This is a genomic window from Grimontia indica (assembly GCF_000333895.2).
GTDB lineage: Bacteria > Pseudomonadota > Gammaproteobacteria > Enterobacterales > Vibrionaceae > Enterovibrio > Enterovibrio indicus.
Genome location: NZ_ANFM02000040.1, coordinates 1 through 16,005, shown reverse-complemented (window position 1 = coordinate 16,005; position 16,005 = coordinate 1). Strand labels below are relative to the sequence as shown.

Annotated in this window: 13 protein-coding genes; 1 reads left to right on the top strand and 12 read right to left on the bottom strand. The window is 50.8% G+C overall.

Annotation, left to right across the window (positions count from 1 at the left end):
- Positions 1-33: 33 nt before the first annotated feature.
- The 12 genes from cysN to D515_RS20525 form a co-directional block, all read right to left on the bottom strand.
- Entirely contained in the window at positions 34-1,443 is a 1,410-nt protein-coding gene (cysN, locus tag D515_RS20580; protein ID WP_002541260.1) for a sulfate adenylyltransferase subunit CysN, read from the bottom strand.
- Between the two features lie 57 nt (positions 1,444-1,500).
- A complete protein-coding gene (gene cysD, locus D515_RS20575) occupies positions 1,501-2,418 on the bottom strand; it encodes a sulfate adenylyltransferase subunit CysD (protein WP_002541258.1) in 918 nt (305 codons plus the stop codon).
- A gap of 14 nt (positions 2,419-2,432) precedes the next feature.
- A complete protein-coding gene (locus D515_RS20570; protein WP_002541257.1) occupies positions 2,433-3,404 on the bottom strand; it encodes a DHH family phosphoesterase in 972 nt (323 codons plus the stop codon).
- 30 nt (positions 3,405-3,434) lie between these two features.
- Positions 3,435-5,654, bottom strand: coding sequence for a GumC family protein (locus D515_RS20565; protein WP_002541256.1), 2,220 nt, complete (start codon positions 5,652-5,654; stop codon positions 3,435-3,437).
- 63 nt (positions 5,655-5,717) lie between these two features.
- On the bottom strand, positions 5,718-6,242 hold the full coding sequence (locus D515_RS20560; protein ID WP_002541255.1) for a polysaccharide biosynthesis/export family protein: 525 nt from the start codon (positions 6,240-6,242) through the stop codon (positions 5,718-5,720).
- Positions 6,239-7,447, bottom strand: a complete 1,209-nt coding sequence (locus tag D515_RS20555; RefSeq protein WP_002541254.1) for an outer membrane beta-barrel protein — start codon at positions 7,445-7,447, stop codon at positions 6,239-6,241. Before D515_RS20555 ends, D515_RS20560 begins: the two co-directional genes overlap by 4 nt.
- A 10-nt stretch (positions 7,448-7,457) precedes the next feature.
- Complete coding sequence (locus tag D515_RS20550) at positions 7,458-8,855, bottom strand: undecaprenyl-phosphate glucose phosphotransferase (protein WP_039850407.1); 1,398 nt, start codon at positions 8,853-8,855, stop codon at positions 7,458-7,460.
- A gap of 421 nt (positions 8,856-9,276) precedes the next feature.
- Positions 9,277-10,569, bottom strand: a complete 1,293-nt coding sequence (locus D515_RS20545; RefSeq protein ID WP_002541252.1) for an HlyD family type I secretion periplasmic adaptor subunit — start codon at positions 10,567-10,569, stop codon at positions 9,277-9,279.
- Positions 10,566-12,275 carry a type I secretion system permease/ATPase gene (locus D515_RS20540; RefSeq protein WP_002541251.1) on the bottom strand — a complete coding sequence of 570 codons (1,710 nt, stop codon included), beginning with the start codon at positions 12,273-12,275 and terminating at the stop codon, positions 10,566-10,568. The genes D515_RS20545 and D515_RS20540 overlap by 4 nt, the downstream gene beginning before the upstream one ends.
- 140 nt (positions 12,276-12,415) lie before the next feature.
- A complete protein-coding gene (locus tag D515_RS20535; RefSeq protein ID WP_002541250.1) occupies positions 12,416-13,033 on the bottom strand; it encodes a calcium-binding protein in 618 nt (205 codons plus the stop codon).
- A gap of 303 nt (positions 13,034-13,336) precedes the next feature.
- Positions 13,337-13,954, bottom strand: a complete 618-nt coding sequence (locus D515_RS20530; RefSeq protein ID WP_002541249.1) for a calcium-binding protein — start codon at positions 13,952-13,954, stop codon at positions 13,337-13,339.
- Between the two features lie 324 nt (positions 13,955-14,278).
- On the bottom strand, positions 14,279-14,956 hold the full coding sequence (locus tag D515_RS20525) for a LuxR C-terminal-related transcriptional regulator (protein ID WP_002541248.1): 678 nt from the start codon (positions 14,954-14,956) through the stop codon (positions 14,279-14,281).
- A gap of 356 nt (positions 14,957-15,312) precedes the next feature.
- Here D515_RS20525 and D515_RS20520 point away from each other — a divergent pair, with 356 nt between their 5' ends.
- The gene (locus tag D515_RS20520) at positions 15,313-15,846 is read left to right on the top strand and encodes a single-stranded DNA-binding protein (RefSeq protein ID WP_002541246.1); all 534 of its coding nucleotides are present in this window, start codon (positions 15,313-15,315) and stop codon (positions 15,844-15,846) included.
- Positions 15,847-16,005: the final 159 nt, after the last annotated feature.

Genomic DNA, 16,005 nt, shown 5'->3' with positions numbered 1-16,005 from the left:
TTTAGCGTCAACGTATCCATGTCATGACCCCGATCATTCGACCGATTTGGTTTCCCATTCAGGGTAGTGTTCACGGATGTAGCGGTTTAACGCGATTTCTGCCGCGGTATAGGTACGTTTGGCTTTTTGTTCATGTGGTGCGTGGAGTGTTTCCACCATGCCTGCTCCCACCGTGATATTGGTGAGACGGTCAATCACAATGAACGCACCTGTTTTTTGGTTCAGGCTGTAGTTATCTGCCGCGACTGGTGCATTCAGGCGTAATTCCACTTTGCCGATTTCATTCAGTGCCAGTTCACTGGCAGACAGCGTTTCGAAGCTGTTGATATCGACTTTGTGTTCAATGCTGGTAATGCGACCTGTCACGTTATGACTGGCGAACTTGAAGTCATAGTCACGTTTGGTCTTCATTGTGTCCTGCGACATCCAGACAATGTTGGCACTCAGGCTGTCGGTCACGGTCGGTGCTGTGTCCTCATGAACCAGCATGTCGCCGCGGGAAATATCGATTTCGTCTGCCAAAGTCACGGTTACGGCATTTTTCGGTGCAACGGCATCAAGTTCACCGTCATAAGTCACAATCGATGTGACTGTGCTTTTCTGACCAGACGGCAGTGCCATGACGGTATCGCCTTTGCGCAGAATGCCGGAAGCCAAGGTGCCGCAGTAACCGCGGAAATCGAGGTTAGGGCGGTTCACGTACTGCACCGGGAAGCGCATTAAATCGAGGTTTTGGTCACGACTGATTTCAACGCCTTCCAGCATCTCCATCAAAGAAGGTCCCTGGTACCACGGCATGTTTTCGCTGGCGCTGACCACGTTGTCGCCCGACAGCGCAGAAATAGGCACAAAGCGGACATCCTTGATACCGAGCTGGGAAGCCATCGCCTGATAATCGGCTTGAATGGACTCGAACACGGTTTGATCAAAGTCGACCAAATCCATCTTGTTAATGGCAACGACCACATGACGAATACCCAGCAGGCTCACGATATAGCTGTGGCGTCGGGTCTGGGTCAGCAGCCCTTTACGTGCGTCGACCATCACGATCGCCAGTTCACAGTTGGATGCACCTGTCGCCATGTTACGGGTGTACTGCTCGTGTCCCGGACAGTCTGCGATGATGAACTTGCGTTTCTCGGTCGAGAAATAACGGTAGGCCACATCGATGGTGATGCCTTGTTCCCGCTCCGACTGCAGGCCATCAACCAGCAGGGCCAAATCGAGAGCCTCACCGGCATTGCCCACACGGGCATTGTCTTTGTGCAGGCTGGTGAGGTGATCCTCAAAAATCAGTTTGGTATCAAACAGCAGTCGGCCAATCAGGGTCGACTTACCGTCATCCACGCTGCCGCAGGTGAGCAGGCGCAGTAAATCCTTGTTTTCATGCTGATGAAGATAGGCTTCGATGTCCGATGCGATCAGCGATGAGCTATGACTCATGAGTCACTCCTTTAGCAGGCAAGCAAATGTTTAAATGGTTTTCGAGGCTTATGTTTTTTAGAAGTAGCCTTCGCGTTTTTTCTGCTCCATGGAGCCAGCCTGATCGTGATCAATCACACGGCCTTGTCGCTCTGATGTTTTGGTCAGCAGCATTTCCTGAATGATTTCCGGCAAGGTGGCGGCAGTCGATTCGACAGCGCCAGTCAGCGGATAACAACCCAGAGTGCGGAAGCGGACAGATTTCATTTCCGGCTTCTCGCCTTTTTCCAGTGGCATACGGTCGTCATCCACCATGATCAGCGTGCCATCGCGCTCTACCACTGGACGTTTCTCCGCAAAGTACAGCGGCACGATGTCGATGTTTTCCAGATAGATGTATTGCCAGATATCGAGCTCGGTCCAGTTGGAAAGTGGGAACACGCGGATGCTCTCACCTTTGTTCACGCGGCCGTTGTAAACGTCCCAAAGCTCCGGACGCTGGTTTTTTGGATCCCAGCGGTGGTGTTTGTCGCGGAAGGAGTAAACGCGTTCTTTGGCGCGGCTTTTTTCTTCATCACGGCGCGCACCGCCGAAAGCGGCATCAAAGCCGTATTTATCCAACGCCTGTTTCAGCGCCTGGGTTTTCATCACATCTGTATGCTTGGCACTACCATGTGTGAAAGGGCCCATGCCCATGTCCACGCCTTCCTGATTGATGTGAACCAGAAGATCGAGGCCATGACGCTTGGTGAACTCGTCACGGAAGGTAATCATTTCCTTGAACTTCCATGTCGTATCGACGTGAAGGAGCGGAAATGGCGGTTTACCCGGGTGAAAGGCTTTCATCGCAAGGTGGAGCATGACTGCCGAATCTTTACCGATGGAGTAAAGCATCACGGGATTGTCGAACTCAGCCGCCACTTCCCTGATGATGTGTATAGACTCATTCTCAAGCTGTTTGAGATGGGTTTGGTTTAGCGAAATCTTGTCCACCATGGTCAGTCCTTTTTTTACGTATCCAGCGGGTAACGCTGGTGGAACGCATCAATAAAATCGTTAAGCAATTCAGCGGGCAGGGCGTTGATCCCCGCTGCCGCTTTTCGTCCGCCACCCGTTGGGAAAGCGGCTGCCAGTTCATCGGCACCGACGCGGTTTTTCAGCGGCGCGCGGATGCTGACCAGATAATTTCCGTCAGCCTTTGCCGTGATCACTGCATTGGCGACCTCCGGGTCACGGTTGGTTAAGTCGTTGGAATAAACCCCACTTATCCGTCGTGCCCAGGCTTCGTCCGGCAACATAAATACCCGTGAGCCAGTACGTTCTGAATAAGGGGTAATGGCTGCTGCTTTCTCGCTGTCGCCAGTAAAGCCATCTTCCAGCGTGGCATACACATCCGGACGCTCGGCAATAAAGTTGAAAGGCGAAGGATAAGCCGCCATCAAGCGGTAAATTTCCGCTGGCGGGAACAGCAAATCACTGAGTGATGAGCCGTAACCGTTGTAGTTGAGATAGGTACCGAACTGCATCAATTTGACGCGGTCCTGATCGCACAGACCGGACTTTTTCGCCAGGGTTTCGGCGGTGGCAATCATGTTGTCGCCGTAAGCGCCGACCAGCGCCCACTCCCGGTAACGGCCATCCAGCAGCTTGTCGACAATCAGGCTGGTACAGGTGTTGGCCGCGGTGTTGATGTGAGTAGTCAGTGACGGATGATCTGGCACCTCACCCGGGTTGTGGTGATCGGCATAAAACACACGCACACCCTGGGTCAGTAAGTTATCCAGCGCTGCGCGGTTTTTTTCCATCGCTACATCCAGTACCGTCACATCTTGCGCGACGGCAGGGTCGACTTGTTTTAACAGGGCGATATCGCGTTTTACCCCAGTGATCAGCACACTGTCTTTAGGGGTCGCGAGGCGAAGCTGGAGCAGGGCGCAAATCCCATCGGCATCGCCGTTAAAAACATCAAAACTGGTTTTCATTTGTCTTGTTAATCCTTGTTCTGGAAGCGATTAACTCGCTTCCAATGTTTCGTCATCTTGTTTGTTATTATTGTAATAACCATAGTGCAGCTTGTATTTTTCCTCCGCATAGCGCGCAGAGAGTTGGTTAAGCACCACACCATCGATGGCGATGTCATGTCGAACAAGTTGGCTGATTGAACGGTTGACCTGTTTCTCGGTAGTCGCTTCCGCTTTCACTACCAGGATCATGCCGCCAGCCAGACGCCCCAGAATCAGACCATCACTCACGATCTGAACCGGTGGGGTATCGAGAATGATTCGGTCATAGCTTTGTTTCAGCTGATTGATGAGCGTCGTGAACTTGGTTGAGCCCAGAAGTTCCTGTGGATTGGATGGAAGCAGACCCGCAGGAAGAATATCGAGCTGCGTGTCTTCGTCGTGATAGATACAGTCGGTGACCGGCATCCCCATGACCAGTACATTGCTCAATCCCGCCTGATTACGCGGCATTCCGTAGCGTTGTCCAATCGCCGGCATCCTCAAATCACAGTCAATCAGAAGCGTACGTTCCATTTTTGCCAGCGACTGGGCAAGGCTCATGGCAACCGTAGTTTTCCCTTCTGAAGGTAGGGAAGAGGTCACGGCCAGCACATTGCGTTGGCTGTTTGTCAGTGAGAGCAAAATAGAGGTGCGGATGGTGCGGACAGATTCACTGAACAGGGCTTCATCCGGATCAAGATAGATGGTGTGATCAAGCGGCGCGTTTTTGAAACGCTTTGCCTTCACGCGTGGTAGGTATCCCAGGTGCTGCAATCCCAGTTTCTCCTCAACATCGTCAGGTTTTTCAATGGTGTTGCGGTAAGCATCCGCTAAAAACGCACCGACGATACCGAGCAGCAGGGCGAATGCGGCGCTGATCACGATCAATTTGCCCGTCTGAGGGCTGGATGGATGTTGAGGGATAGTCGCACGATCTGTGAAGCGCGCGTTTACAGCATCGAAGTCACCAGCAACTGTGGTTTCTTTCTGGCGGTTCAGGAACAAATCGTAAAGTTGACGGTTAGAGTCAACGTCGCGCTTGAGTGACTCGTACTGTGCACGTTTTGCACTGATGTTCTGGTAATCGCTCTTCTTGCTTTCAAGCTCTGCTGCCAGCGCGCGTTCTTGCTGACGTGCACTGTTCAGTTCTTTTTCAATGCCTTGCGCCAGGTTATTGATTACCGAGTACATACGCTCTCGGACCGAGTCCAACTGCGCCTGTGCCTGAATCATTTTGTCGTGTTTTGGGCCGTAACGTTTGGCAAGCTCTGACACCCTGCGCTCAGCATCGGTTTCGGCGTTTTTCACGTCCCGAACCTGTGGATGGTTGGAGATTTCCGGCACTGTCATCAGGCTGCCGCTGGCGTTGTTCTTCAGTTGGTCAAACAGGCTTTGCGCTGCAACACGACGCTCACGGGCTTCGTTGACGCGGATAGACAGGTTAGTGAGTTCTGAGCCTGCCAACTGGTCGATGTCATCAAGCTCAATCAGCCCTTCTTCTTTCAGGAAGTTGGTCAGGGCAAGCTCGGCGGCATCCAGATTGTCTTTCAGTTCGGTGAGGCGCTCGGTGATCCAGAATGAGGCGGTTTGGGTGGCTACCAAACGGGCTTCCAGATTGGACTCAATGTAAGCCTGACCAAGAGCATTGGCGACTTTCGCTGCCAGTTCTGGGTCGATCGAGCCAAAATGCACATGCACCAACTGGGTGTTGCGGATAGGCTCAATGGTCAGGTGTGATTTGAATTTGTTCAGTACGGCTTCACGTGCCGCTGCGTCATCCGCCATTTCTGATGGCGAAGGAGGCGTAGGCAAGAATTGCTGCAAAGGCCCAATTTGATAAAGGAAGCCGAGCAGTTTTTCGCGGCCTGAAAGCTCGCCAACCTCATTATTAAACTCGCGGATATTGGCAATACCCAGCTCATCAATCACTTTCTCCGCAATATGGTTGGAGCGAAGGATTTCAAACTGAGTCTGGTAATACTCTTTCTGGCTGGTATCGAGGGTATACACCTCTTCGATGGACACCGCTTTGTTGGCTTCTGATTCGATAAGCAGTGTTGCGGTCGCACGGTAAACCGGGGTTATAGCAAGGATCAGTATCGTTGCGATAAGGGTTACCGATGCCACAAACACAGCGATTGGAAGCCAATAACGCAAAATCACACCGGCATAGCGCTTGAGATCGAGGCGCGCTGGTTCACTGGCCGGGTTAGGCTCGATAAGTTTCATGATGTTAGTAGTCCTTTTAATCTTCCGTGCGCAAAAAAGAGCTGTATGGTTTGGCTGGCTTCTTTAAAAGAAGCTCTGATCCACAACGATAATGTCGCCGGGGCCAACAGCTTTTGACAGGCCAACGTTATTTTCTGTTTTGCCGCTCTTGGCTTCTGTCTGCTGAATTTTGTTTCTTGAAGCGCGGTCAGTGAAACCACCTGCAATCGCAATGGCTTTGCCAATAGTTAACCCAGGCTGATAGTCGTAACCGCCCGGATGATGTACCTCACCGTTCACGTAGAACTTACGGAACTTCATCACGTTAACCGTTACTTTAGGGTCAATTAGGTAGTCGCCTTTCAGCCCTCTTTGAATGATTTCCTGTAGTTGTCCTACGGTTTTTCCTGCTGCTTCCAACCTGCCGAGATAGGGATAATCAAATCGCCCACGGGTGCTGAGAAGGATGTCCATGGAGAGGTCTTCCTCGCCATACACTTTGATAGAAATCCAGTCACCGTCGTCTAGCACGTATTGCTCGTTGTCAGCGTATGCGGTGACTGAAAATGTCAGCAGGGCTAAACAAATAAAGAAAAAGCGTCTGATCACAGACTTACCTCCATGCCGATAAAGAATCGTGTTTGATCGTAACTGTAACCAGGCTGCGTCGAATCGCGCTCAAACCAACCGACGCCGGCGGATACATCCCACCAACGGGCAATGCTGTATGTCGCACTGACATCGAACTGGCTGTCGTCATCTTCGCGGATACCCGGATAGTCATTGGTTCCATACCTAGCGGAGGCTGTCGTTGTCACTAATGGGGTCCATTTATGTTCCCAGTCGATCTTGATGGATCGATCTTTTACGTAATCGGCTTCGAGGTTTGGGTCTCGGGCAAAATCAAGCCCTTCAAGGCGAAACTCGCTATAATCGGTCGGCTTCCAACTGAGATTTAATTTCCAGCTGAACCCCTGGAAGTTTTCCCGTTGGCCACTTTTGAAATCTTTATTCTGGAAGCCAAGCAGGAGTCGGCCCTGTGTCTTACCCGTCACGTCCCAGTCAAGTCCACCATATAGGGCAGTATTGTTGCTGTCGCGCGTGCCACCTGGACCTGTAAATACATGGTCATAGCTACGGATTTCGTGGTTGAACACTGTGACAGCATGGAAATAGCTGGAGACGGCGTAATAAAACTCACCGGCGATATAAGGTTGATCCCAGTTGTAGAACTTGGTGTCGACGGTAACCCCGTTAGTGCGAACAAACACTTCTTCGTCGTAGTCTTTCGCCTCAAAGCCAATAACGCCGACCAAGCGACCCGGTGCACCTGCCGCGCCATAGACGTAGCGTGCATAAGCATCATGGCGGCGGAAACGCAGTGGTTCGTCCACTCGGAGGCTGGAGCCTTCGGTCAGCCCCGTTCCTCGTGCTTCACTGGTAACGCTGTATTTGTAGTCCAGATGCAGGCGGTGGCGGATATCGAACAGCCAGAATCCATAACCGTGCAGATTGTGGTTAACGTAGTTGTCTTCGCTGCTGTCGGTAAAACTCACTGCATCCAGTGCGTAATCCAACTGGTATGCAGAGCGACGGGTTTCAAACTGCGCCATGACTTTGGGAGAAATACGGTACATTGCTGAGCCGACAGGGTTCGTTTCCGTCCGGCGAACGTTGTCATCGTGACCCGCATTGATTTCCAGCGTCGGAATGATGTCGATGCCATCTTCCGTCTGATAAGGAAAGGGTTCGATGGCCAACGCCGAAACGGGAATAGCACCTACAAAACAAAACAATAAGTTACGGCTTTTCACTTATCTCTCCCTAGTACGCCGTTTTGCCGACAAAGCCTTTGAACACGGTGGCGAACACAATCTTGATGTCCATCCACAGTGACCAGTTCTGGATATATTCCAAATCGAACTGGATGCGTTTTTCCATTTTGTCCAGCGTGTCGGTCTCGCCACGGTAACCATTGATCTGTGCCCAGCCAGTGATCCCTGGCTTCACTTTATGGCGAAGCATGTAGCGGTCGACGATGGCGCGGTACTGCTCGTTATGTGCTACTGCGTGAGGGCGAGGGCCGACGATTGACATCCGGCCTTGCAGCACATTGAAAAACTGCGGCAGCTCATCGAGTGATGTTCGGCGGATGAAGGCGCCAAAAGGAGTCACGCGAGGGTCATTCTTGGTGGCCTGTTTCACATCGTCACCGTTGTCCATCACTGACATGGAGCGGAACTTCCAGACATTGATTTTGCTGCCGTCCAGACCGTAGCGGTGTTGTTTGAAAATGATGGGACCCGGCGAAGAAAGCCTCACGCCAATGGCCACAGCCAACAGCACCGGTGAAATCAGGATGATGATAAGCAGAGACAGTACGATGTCTTCCAGACGCTTTGCCCATGCTGCAATCCCACTAAATGGTGTGTCATGCACACTCAGGGTGTGAACATGGCCAATGGTTTGCCAACGGCTGTGCAGCAAGTTGTAAGTAAAGAAGTCAGGCACCAGATAGGTGGTCGCTGTGGTGTCGGCAAATTGGTTAAGGTAACGGGCAATGCGGTCTTTGGCGTGCATTGGCATCGCAATGTATACATGCTGCAATTCGCCTTTACGGGCCAGTTCCAGTGCTTCATGAACTTTACCCAGCATAGGAGCAGGCAATGAGCCTTCAATCCGATCGCTGCTGCGGTCTTCATAGAAACCCAACAACGTAATACCGAGCGTGTGGTTGCGCTGGAATTCTTGCGCTAGTTCAATGCCATTTGCTGTGGTGCCTATGATCACGGCACTGCGGGTGTTAAAGCCGTGGTTGCGCAGTCGGCTTAAAGCCGCCCGTGCGATATAACGCCACAGCACAAGACCCACTGCGGTGCCAGTAAACCACAGCGTCATGACAACCCGGGAAAACTCGATACCGCTTTTCGAAAAGAAGAAGTAAGCCACGAGGAGCAAGCAGGCACCGCACCATGGCAGCAAGGTGGCGACCATTTGTCCTTGGAAGTTGCTGATACGCCAAGAGCGGTAAAGGTGTGAACTTTCAGCAAACAGCAAATAGAAGATGCACGTCAGTGTGGCAAGGTGAAGCCAAGCCTCGCTGACCGACCCCAGATAGAGCTGGCTAACAATCGCCAGTGTGCCGCTAATAACGGCCAAATCGCACAGTCGGTAAATGATGGCAAATTCAGTTCCATGTGTGCGGATTTTTCTACTATCCATGATGAGGTTCTCTGTAGTGATCAGGGCTAAATGCAAGCGAGCCTATTTCATTGCTTCTTATTAAAAAGTAAACCACGCATTCCAAGCTCGCTAGCCAAGGTTTGACTTTCAACCAATTGCGTATCTCGCCATTTCTGTGGTGTAAGTAAACCAGTATGCGATTAGTCAGAGAAGATGAAGTTTGTCCGATTTTGTTGTGTGACATTTGTACTTCCCTGTCATTACGCTATTTAGTGGGCTATCAATAGCTGTTGAGAAATGCAGACAGCACGAGACTTTCATTCCAAAAGTGCCAGCTTCCTGTATCGATATTTAGACTTCGCGATGAAAAGGTAATAGGCCCATTTCAGCGAAATTTAAAAAGCAATCATCACCACTCATCCTTAAGAATGAAAAAAGACTGAGTGGTGATTGACGGTGATCACTGTTCTCGAAATGCGCGATTGAAGCTTTCTGTCAGTGGCTTGAGCAAATATTCGATTGGAGTGCGTGGTTCAGTCAGGAGCATCACTTCTGCCTGCATTCCCGGATACAGCTCAATGCCTTCCAGAATATCGCTCACGTTATCAATGAGTTTGACCCGGGCAAGGTAGTAAGCGAGCCCGGATTGTTCATCCACCAACCGGTCTGCCGAGACGGTAATCAGTTCTCCATCCAGCGGTTTCACGCTTCGCATGCTCAGGGCTGTCAAGCGGATCTGCGCTTTCATGCCGGATCGCACCTGATCGATGTCAGAAGGATCCACCTTGGCTTCGATCACCAGACCTTCATTGCTGGGCACGATGTCAAGCAGTGGCTGTCCAGGAGTGATAACCCCTTCTTCCGAAAAGACCTGAAGATTCAGTACGGTGCCGGACAAAGGCGCAGAAATTGTGGTGCGGTTAAGGATGTCTTTGGCTGCGGAGATCTGCTCGTCAAGCTCGTAACTCTCCTGACGGCTTTCACGCAGCCCTTCAACAATCTCTTTGATACGCTCAAGCTCCTGCTCTTTAAGCTGGGCCTGGCTTTCCGCCACGTTTTGAGCCAATCGGCTCGCATTGGCCTGCAACTGGCTGATGGTGCTGAGGATCTGGGCTTCTTCACGTTCCAGCCTTAACACCTGGGTCTTACTGACAAAGCCTTTTTCAGCCAGTTGGCGGTTGCCAGAAATTTCTTCACCAATGATTGAAAGTCGGCGTTTTTCAATTTCCAGCCGTTTTCTTTGGCCTTCCAGCTCTGCTTTGTTCTGCGCCAGCTGCTTGGTGATGATTTCTTTCTGCGACTCAGAGAAACCTCGGCGGGCCTCGAAAATGCGAACCTGGTTGGTCAGCAGTTCCTCCACCCGAGGGTTATCGCGAACAGCCTCCAACGCTTCCGGAAAGGTAATGGCATCGAGATTGTCCCGTTCCGCAATAAGTCGCGCTTCACGCGCTGAGGCATTGCGCTGACGAGAAGTGAGCTGTTCGAGCTGGGCGTGTGACTGGGTTTTGTCGAGATAGATCAGCGGTTGGCCTTTCTCGACCGTTGCCCCTTCAGTTACCAGCAATTTTTCGATGATGCCACCTTCTAGGTGCTGCACCGTTTTGCGCTGGCTGTCGACGGTGACCACACCTTGAGCAATCGACGCGCCTTCGAGTGGGCTGAAGACAGACCAAATACCAAAGGTGCCAAAAAACAGGGCGACAGAACCGAAACCCAAGATGATCAAGCGTTTTAGTGATGGGATCTCATTCATTGCTGGCCTCCTTTCTGAGCGATAGCGGCACTTTGCTCAAGGAGCGGTTTTAATACTTCATCACGTTCACCGAAGGCGCGGATTTGCGCATCCTGAAGCACTAACAGTTTGTCCATTGACTGCATCATGCTGGGACGGTGACCGACCAAAACAATGGTGGCTTTACGTGATTTGAGGTACGCGATCGCACGTTGCAGTGCAGCTTCACCCACGCCATCGAGGTTGGCGTTGGCTTCATCCAGCACCACAAGGCTTGGGTCGCCATAAAGGGCGCGGGCAAGGGCGATACGTTGACGTTCTCCCCCGGAAAGTCCGAGACCACGTTCACCGACTACCGTGTCATAACCCTTTGACTGACGGAGGATAAGTTCGTGGCATCCGGCGAGTTTAGCTGCATGGATCACCATGTCGGGCTCACCGTCTGACATCCGCGCAATGTTTTGGCGAATGGTGCCGGGGAAGAGCTCAACGTCCTGCGGCAGATAACCACAGTGTGGGCCTAAATCGTCCGGGTCCCACTTGGCGACATCCATATTATCCAGTCGGATAGTCCCGGCGGTTGGCGTTAAGTTGCCGAGCATCAGGCGTGCCAGCGTTGATTTGCCGGTACCCGAAGGACCGATGATGCCAAGTGCTTCACCGGGTTGAAGTTTAAAGTTGATGCCATGAAGCACCGGCTCTGCGCCGCCCGGATGGAAATAAGTGACTTTCTCTACGGAAATCTGGCCTTTCGGCTTCGGTAGTGGCATCGATTTCGCGCGTTCTGGGAAAGCGGGAATCTGGTCTTTCAGGCGTTGATAGCTTTGGCGCGCCGAAATCGCCGTGCCCCAGGCACTGATAGATTGTTCAACTGGTGCCAGTGCACGTGCCATCAAAATAGAACCTGCAATCATGGCACCTGCGGTGAGTTCATTTTGAATCACCAGATACGCACCCACACCCAGCATCGCAATCTGAAGCAGCATGCGGATGAATTTCGAAGCTGCGGTGAGCATTGCCCCTTTTGAATTCGCCGTCACTTGTCCCTGAATGCTTTCGCTGTTGAGGGCCGTCCAACTGAGGATAAAGTTAGGCATGATACCCATGGCTTCAATCGCATCGGCGTTACGCGCAGCAGATTCAGCCTGTTGCATCGCCACAATTGAGGCTTCATTGGCTTTTTTGTGCGCTTGGCGGGTTGCTAAGTCATTGATGATCGCAATCGCAAACAAGACCAGCGCCCCGGCGGTGGCAATGATGCCCAATATGGGGTGAAGCAGGAAAACAAACGCGAGGAATACCGGTGTCCATGGTGCATCCAGCGCGGGAATGATGGCATTGCCACCAATGAAGGCTCGCACTGCCGCAACGTCACGAAGACTTTGCACAGAAGCCGAAAGCCCCTGGCGTAACTGCAGGGCAATGCTGCCGCTCAGAATATCGGGAGACAGGCTTTCATCAAACCAGGCGCCAATACGCACCATGATTCTGCTGCGCACATTCTCCAATACCGCCATGGTTAACAGGGCGAAGATGGTGATGCTGCTGAGCAGTAACAAGGTGTCGACGGAGCGTGAACTGATCACCCGGTCATAGATTTGGAGCATGTAGATGGGCACGCACAGCACCAGCAAGTTGATGATGAAGCTGAAGGCGACAACGAACACCAATGCTTTTTTGCATTGCCCGAGAGTGGTTTCTAATTGCTTTTGTGTAGTGAGAGACATGTTATATCCGATGACGTTGCATCGCTATACGTATGGATACAGCCACGTAGCGAAGGCTATGGATCGACAGACCCTGTGAACCCCAAAAAAAACAACCAGCATAAAAAGATACTGGTTGTTTTGAGTATAGCTTGCCTAAATTAGACGATAGTAAAGTCGTCTGCAGACAGGTCTGTCGCAGTGATGTTATTGAGCGTAAAGCTTGAACCGTCGGCCAGATTGACCACTGTGTTATTACCCACTTGGGTAATGTCCAGCGTGTCAAAAGAGGTATCGCCAGTAGAGCGGATAAGCAAAGTGTCGATGCCGATTTCAAAATCAACAACACGATCTGAGCCCGTACCTTGGCCTAGCAGGTTATGGAAAACGAAGGTATCAGCACCTTCACCACCGAAGAGGAAGTCATTACCGGTGCCGCTGAACAACCAGTCATCACCGTCACCGCCGTAAAGGTAGTCGTTACCGCTGTTCGCATACAGCTTGTCGTTACCTTCACCGCCTAGCAGTGTATCGTCGCCTTCGCCGCCTTGAAGATTGTCTTCACCAACGCCGCCACGCAATACATCATTCCCTTCACCGCCTCTCAGCTGGTCGTCGCCTTTACCACCGATCAAGAGATCGTTACCGGCACCACCAACGATGAGATCATCGCCGCTGAAGCCTACAATGCGATCATCGCCATCAAGGCCATTGATCACATCAGCGTCATTAGTTCCTTCCAGTGTGTCTGGATTGTCTGTTCCTAAAATGTCAGCCATTTTTATTCGTCCTTTGATACTACCTACCCTTGTCCTGAGATGTGGAAGCTTAAAAAAGAGCGCCACATCTGCGACTGGCAGACAGGTATGACCTCGCCTGACTAGCCGCGCTATCACTTTGCAGGAAATTGACAGAGAAAAATGTCTCATTAGTGATTTGATGAGCGAGATTAATGTCTGATCTCTACGACAGATTTGTGTCTGGAATGTGGGGTAGGTGTCGTGGTGTTTTATGAAAAAGACCCGGTGTAAAAACGGCAGCAACCTAGGTTGCTGCCGGAGAAATGATGGGCAAGAGGAGTGTTAGATGATTTGGAAGTCGCTCGCTGAGAGGTCATCAACGTCGATGTTGTTGAGAATCACAGTAGAACCATCAGCCAAACTGAGGTGAGTGTTAAAGCCGACCTGCGTCAGGTTCAGAGAGGCGAAGTCGGTATCACCGGTTGCCCGTATCCAAATCAGGTCAGTCCCGATTTCAAAGTCGGTAATGCGATCATTACCTGTGCCGTTGCCAAGGATGTTGTCGAACATAAAGACATCGGCACCAGCACCGCCAAACAGGAAGTCGTCTCCTGTGCCGCTGATCAGGGCATCGTCACCGTCACCACCGAACAACACATTGTTTCCTTCACGGGCGTAAAGAAGATCGTTTCCAATGCCCCCATTGAGGACATCATCCCCTTTGCCGCCGAAGAGAATATCGTCACCGCTACCGCCGGCGACATAATCATTACCTTCACCGCCACGGACAAAGTCATTGCCCGCACCACCGGTTATCCAATCGTCGCCTTTACCGCCATAGACCACGTCATCACCACCAAAACCAACGATGACATCGTCTTCGAAAAAGCCGATCAGTAAATCATCATCATTCGTACCGACAAAATCGTCGGGCAGATCTGTTCCTAAGATTATGTTCATAGTGCTAACCCTCTGTATTTGAGATTACCTTTGTCAGATGGGATGCGTACGTCGACGAGTGAATAGATGTGTCCTCGCATCAGTGCGAACGGCAGTGGGCGGGCTTAATATAGGTATGTTTTGAGATGGCCAACTCTCACATCGCACCTTCTATTGTGAAGGACTAATGAAGACTGAGATGTCTCAGTTGTGACAGAATATGAGAACTCGCTAATTAAGCTGTCAGCCCAGTTAACATCGAGTCTTAGAGGGGAGAGTGTTCACTGCAAGGTATACCCGACAAGAGGGATAAACCTGCAGTGAGTGAGACAAGGTGTAAAGAGATTAGCCTTGGTAATCCAAGCCAATGACAGACAGGTTATTTTTGGCCCAGAATACAGCTTGAACGCGGTTCTTCACGTTGATCTTTTTGAAGATGTTGTAAAGGTGCGATTTGACGGTGTGTTCAGACACAAACAGGCTGTCAGCAATTTCACTGTTAGAGGCGCCAGTGACCAGTTTGCGAAGGATTTGCTGCTCGCGGTTAGTCAGGCAAATTTCAGAGTAATCAATCGCACTGTTGTTATTCTGCTGATAGTAGTGAATGAGTTCAGCCAGTTTTTGACGTGGCAACCAGTATTCACCAGACAGCATCTTTTCAATGCCGTGACACAGGTGTTCGAGATCATCCTCTTTTTTGAATACGCCTTTAATGAACGGCCAGCTAGCCAATTCTTTTGCGGAGAGATCGTGTGCGTTAAACAGAGCAAAAACATGCTGCTCGCTAAAAGGAGCTAGGCTTTGTTTGACGAAACTGACGGTGTCACCTTCGAAGGCGCTAAGGTCAATCAACACCAGACCGGAGGATGTAGAGAGTTTCTCACTGATTTCTTGCTTCTCTACCAAAGACACAGCGCTTTTAATTTCCTTCTCAAGGCATGAAATCAACGCAGTGATGGTCATGCTCGGCTCTGAGACGAGGAGTATCGTGTATTTGTCTGAGGTGGTCTCGATGTTATGCATGTGTATCCCTAAATGCCTGTAACTGTGCGATTTGCATCTTTCCGGCTGTACACCAGTTTATGAAAATGCATTCGCAGCATTCTAAAGCTCAATCACAAAGCAATTCGTATCATTTTTAGAACTCGCAACCGAAGCTTTGTGTGTAAAACGCGCCCAAACTCATTGTTAGTCTAATACAATTTGTTTTCGAACGCCGATTTCTGCGTAAGAGAATTCATTCTTACATAGTAGATTTCATCAGGTTGCATTCAGTCACAGTAACAGCATTAAAGATTGTGACGATTTTTTTTGCTTCTGTTATCATCGCCGTTTACCGTCACCCACGTGATCAATAAATAAAGGTTTGGGAGCACAATATGGCCAGCCGTGGAGTAAACAAAGTTATCTTGATTGGCAACTTGGGTAACGATCCTGAAGTTCGCTATCTGCCGAATGGCGGTGCGGTTGCCAATTTGACCGTTGCAACCTCAGAAACGTGGCGCGACAAAAACACCGGTGAAAACAAGGAAATGACCGAGTGGCACCGTGTGGTAATGTACCGTCGCCTGGCTGAAATCGCGGGTGAATACCTGAAGAAAGGTTCAAAAGTGTACCTGGAAGGTCGCCTGCAAACCCGTAAGTGGCAAGGTCAGGACGGTCAGGACCGTTACACGACTGAAATCGTTGCTAACGAAATGCAAATGCTGGACAGCCGTGCCGGTGGTGGCATGGGTCAAGGTGCACCAATGCAGCAGCAACCACAGCAAGGCGGTTGGGGTCAGCCACAGCAACCTCAGCAGTCTAACTACCAGCCGCAGCAACAACAGCCTGCACACCAGCAGCCGCCTCAACAACAGGCACCTCAGCAGTACAACGAACTGCCAGATTTCGACGACGACATCCCGTTTTAATCGACGCGATATTATCGAATCTGCACAACCCCGCTTCTTGCGGGGTTTGTTTTATCTGGCACTTTATACCAATCGTAGTAAATATCTGCTCATCCTAGCTTGTTAAAATGCTCGATAACTGCGTTGAAAAATTTGATTGTAGAATAACTACTTATCGAA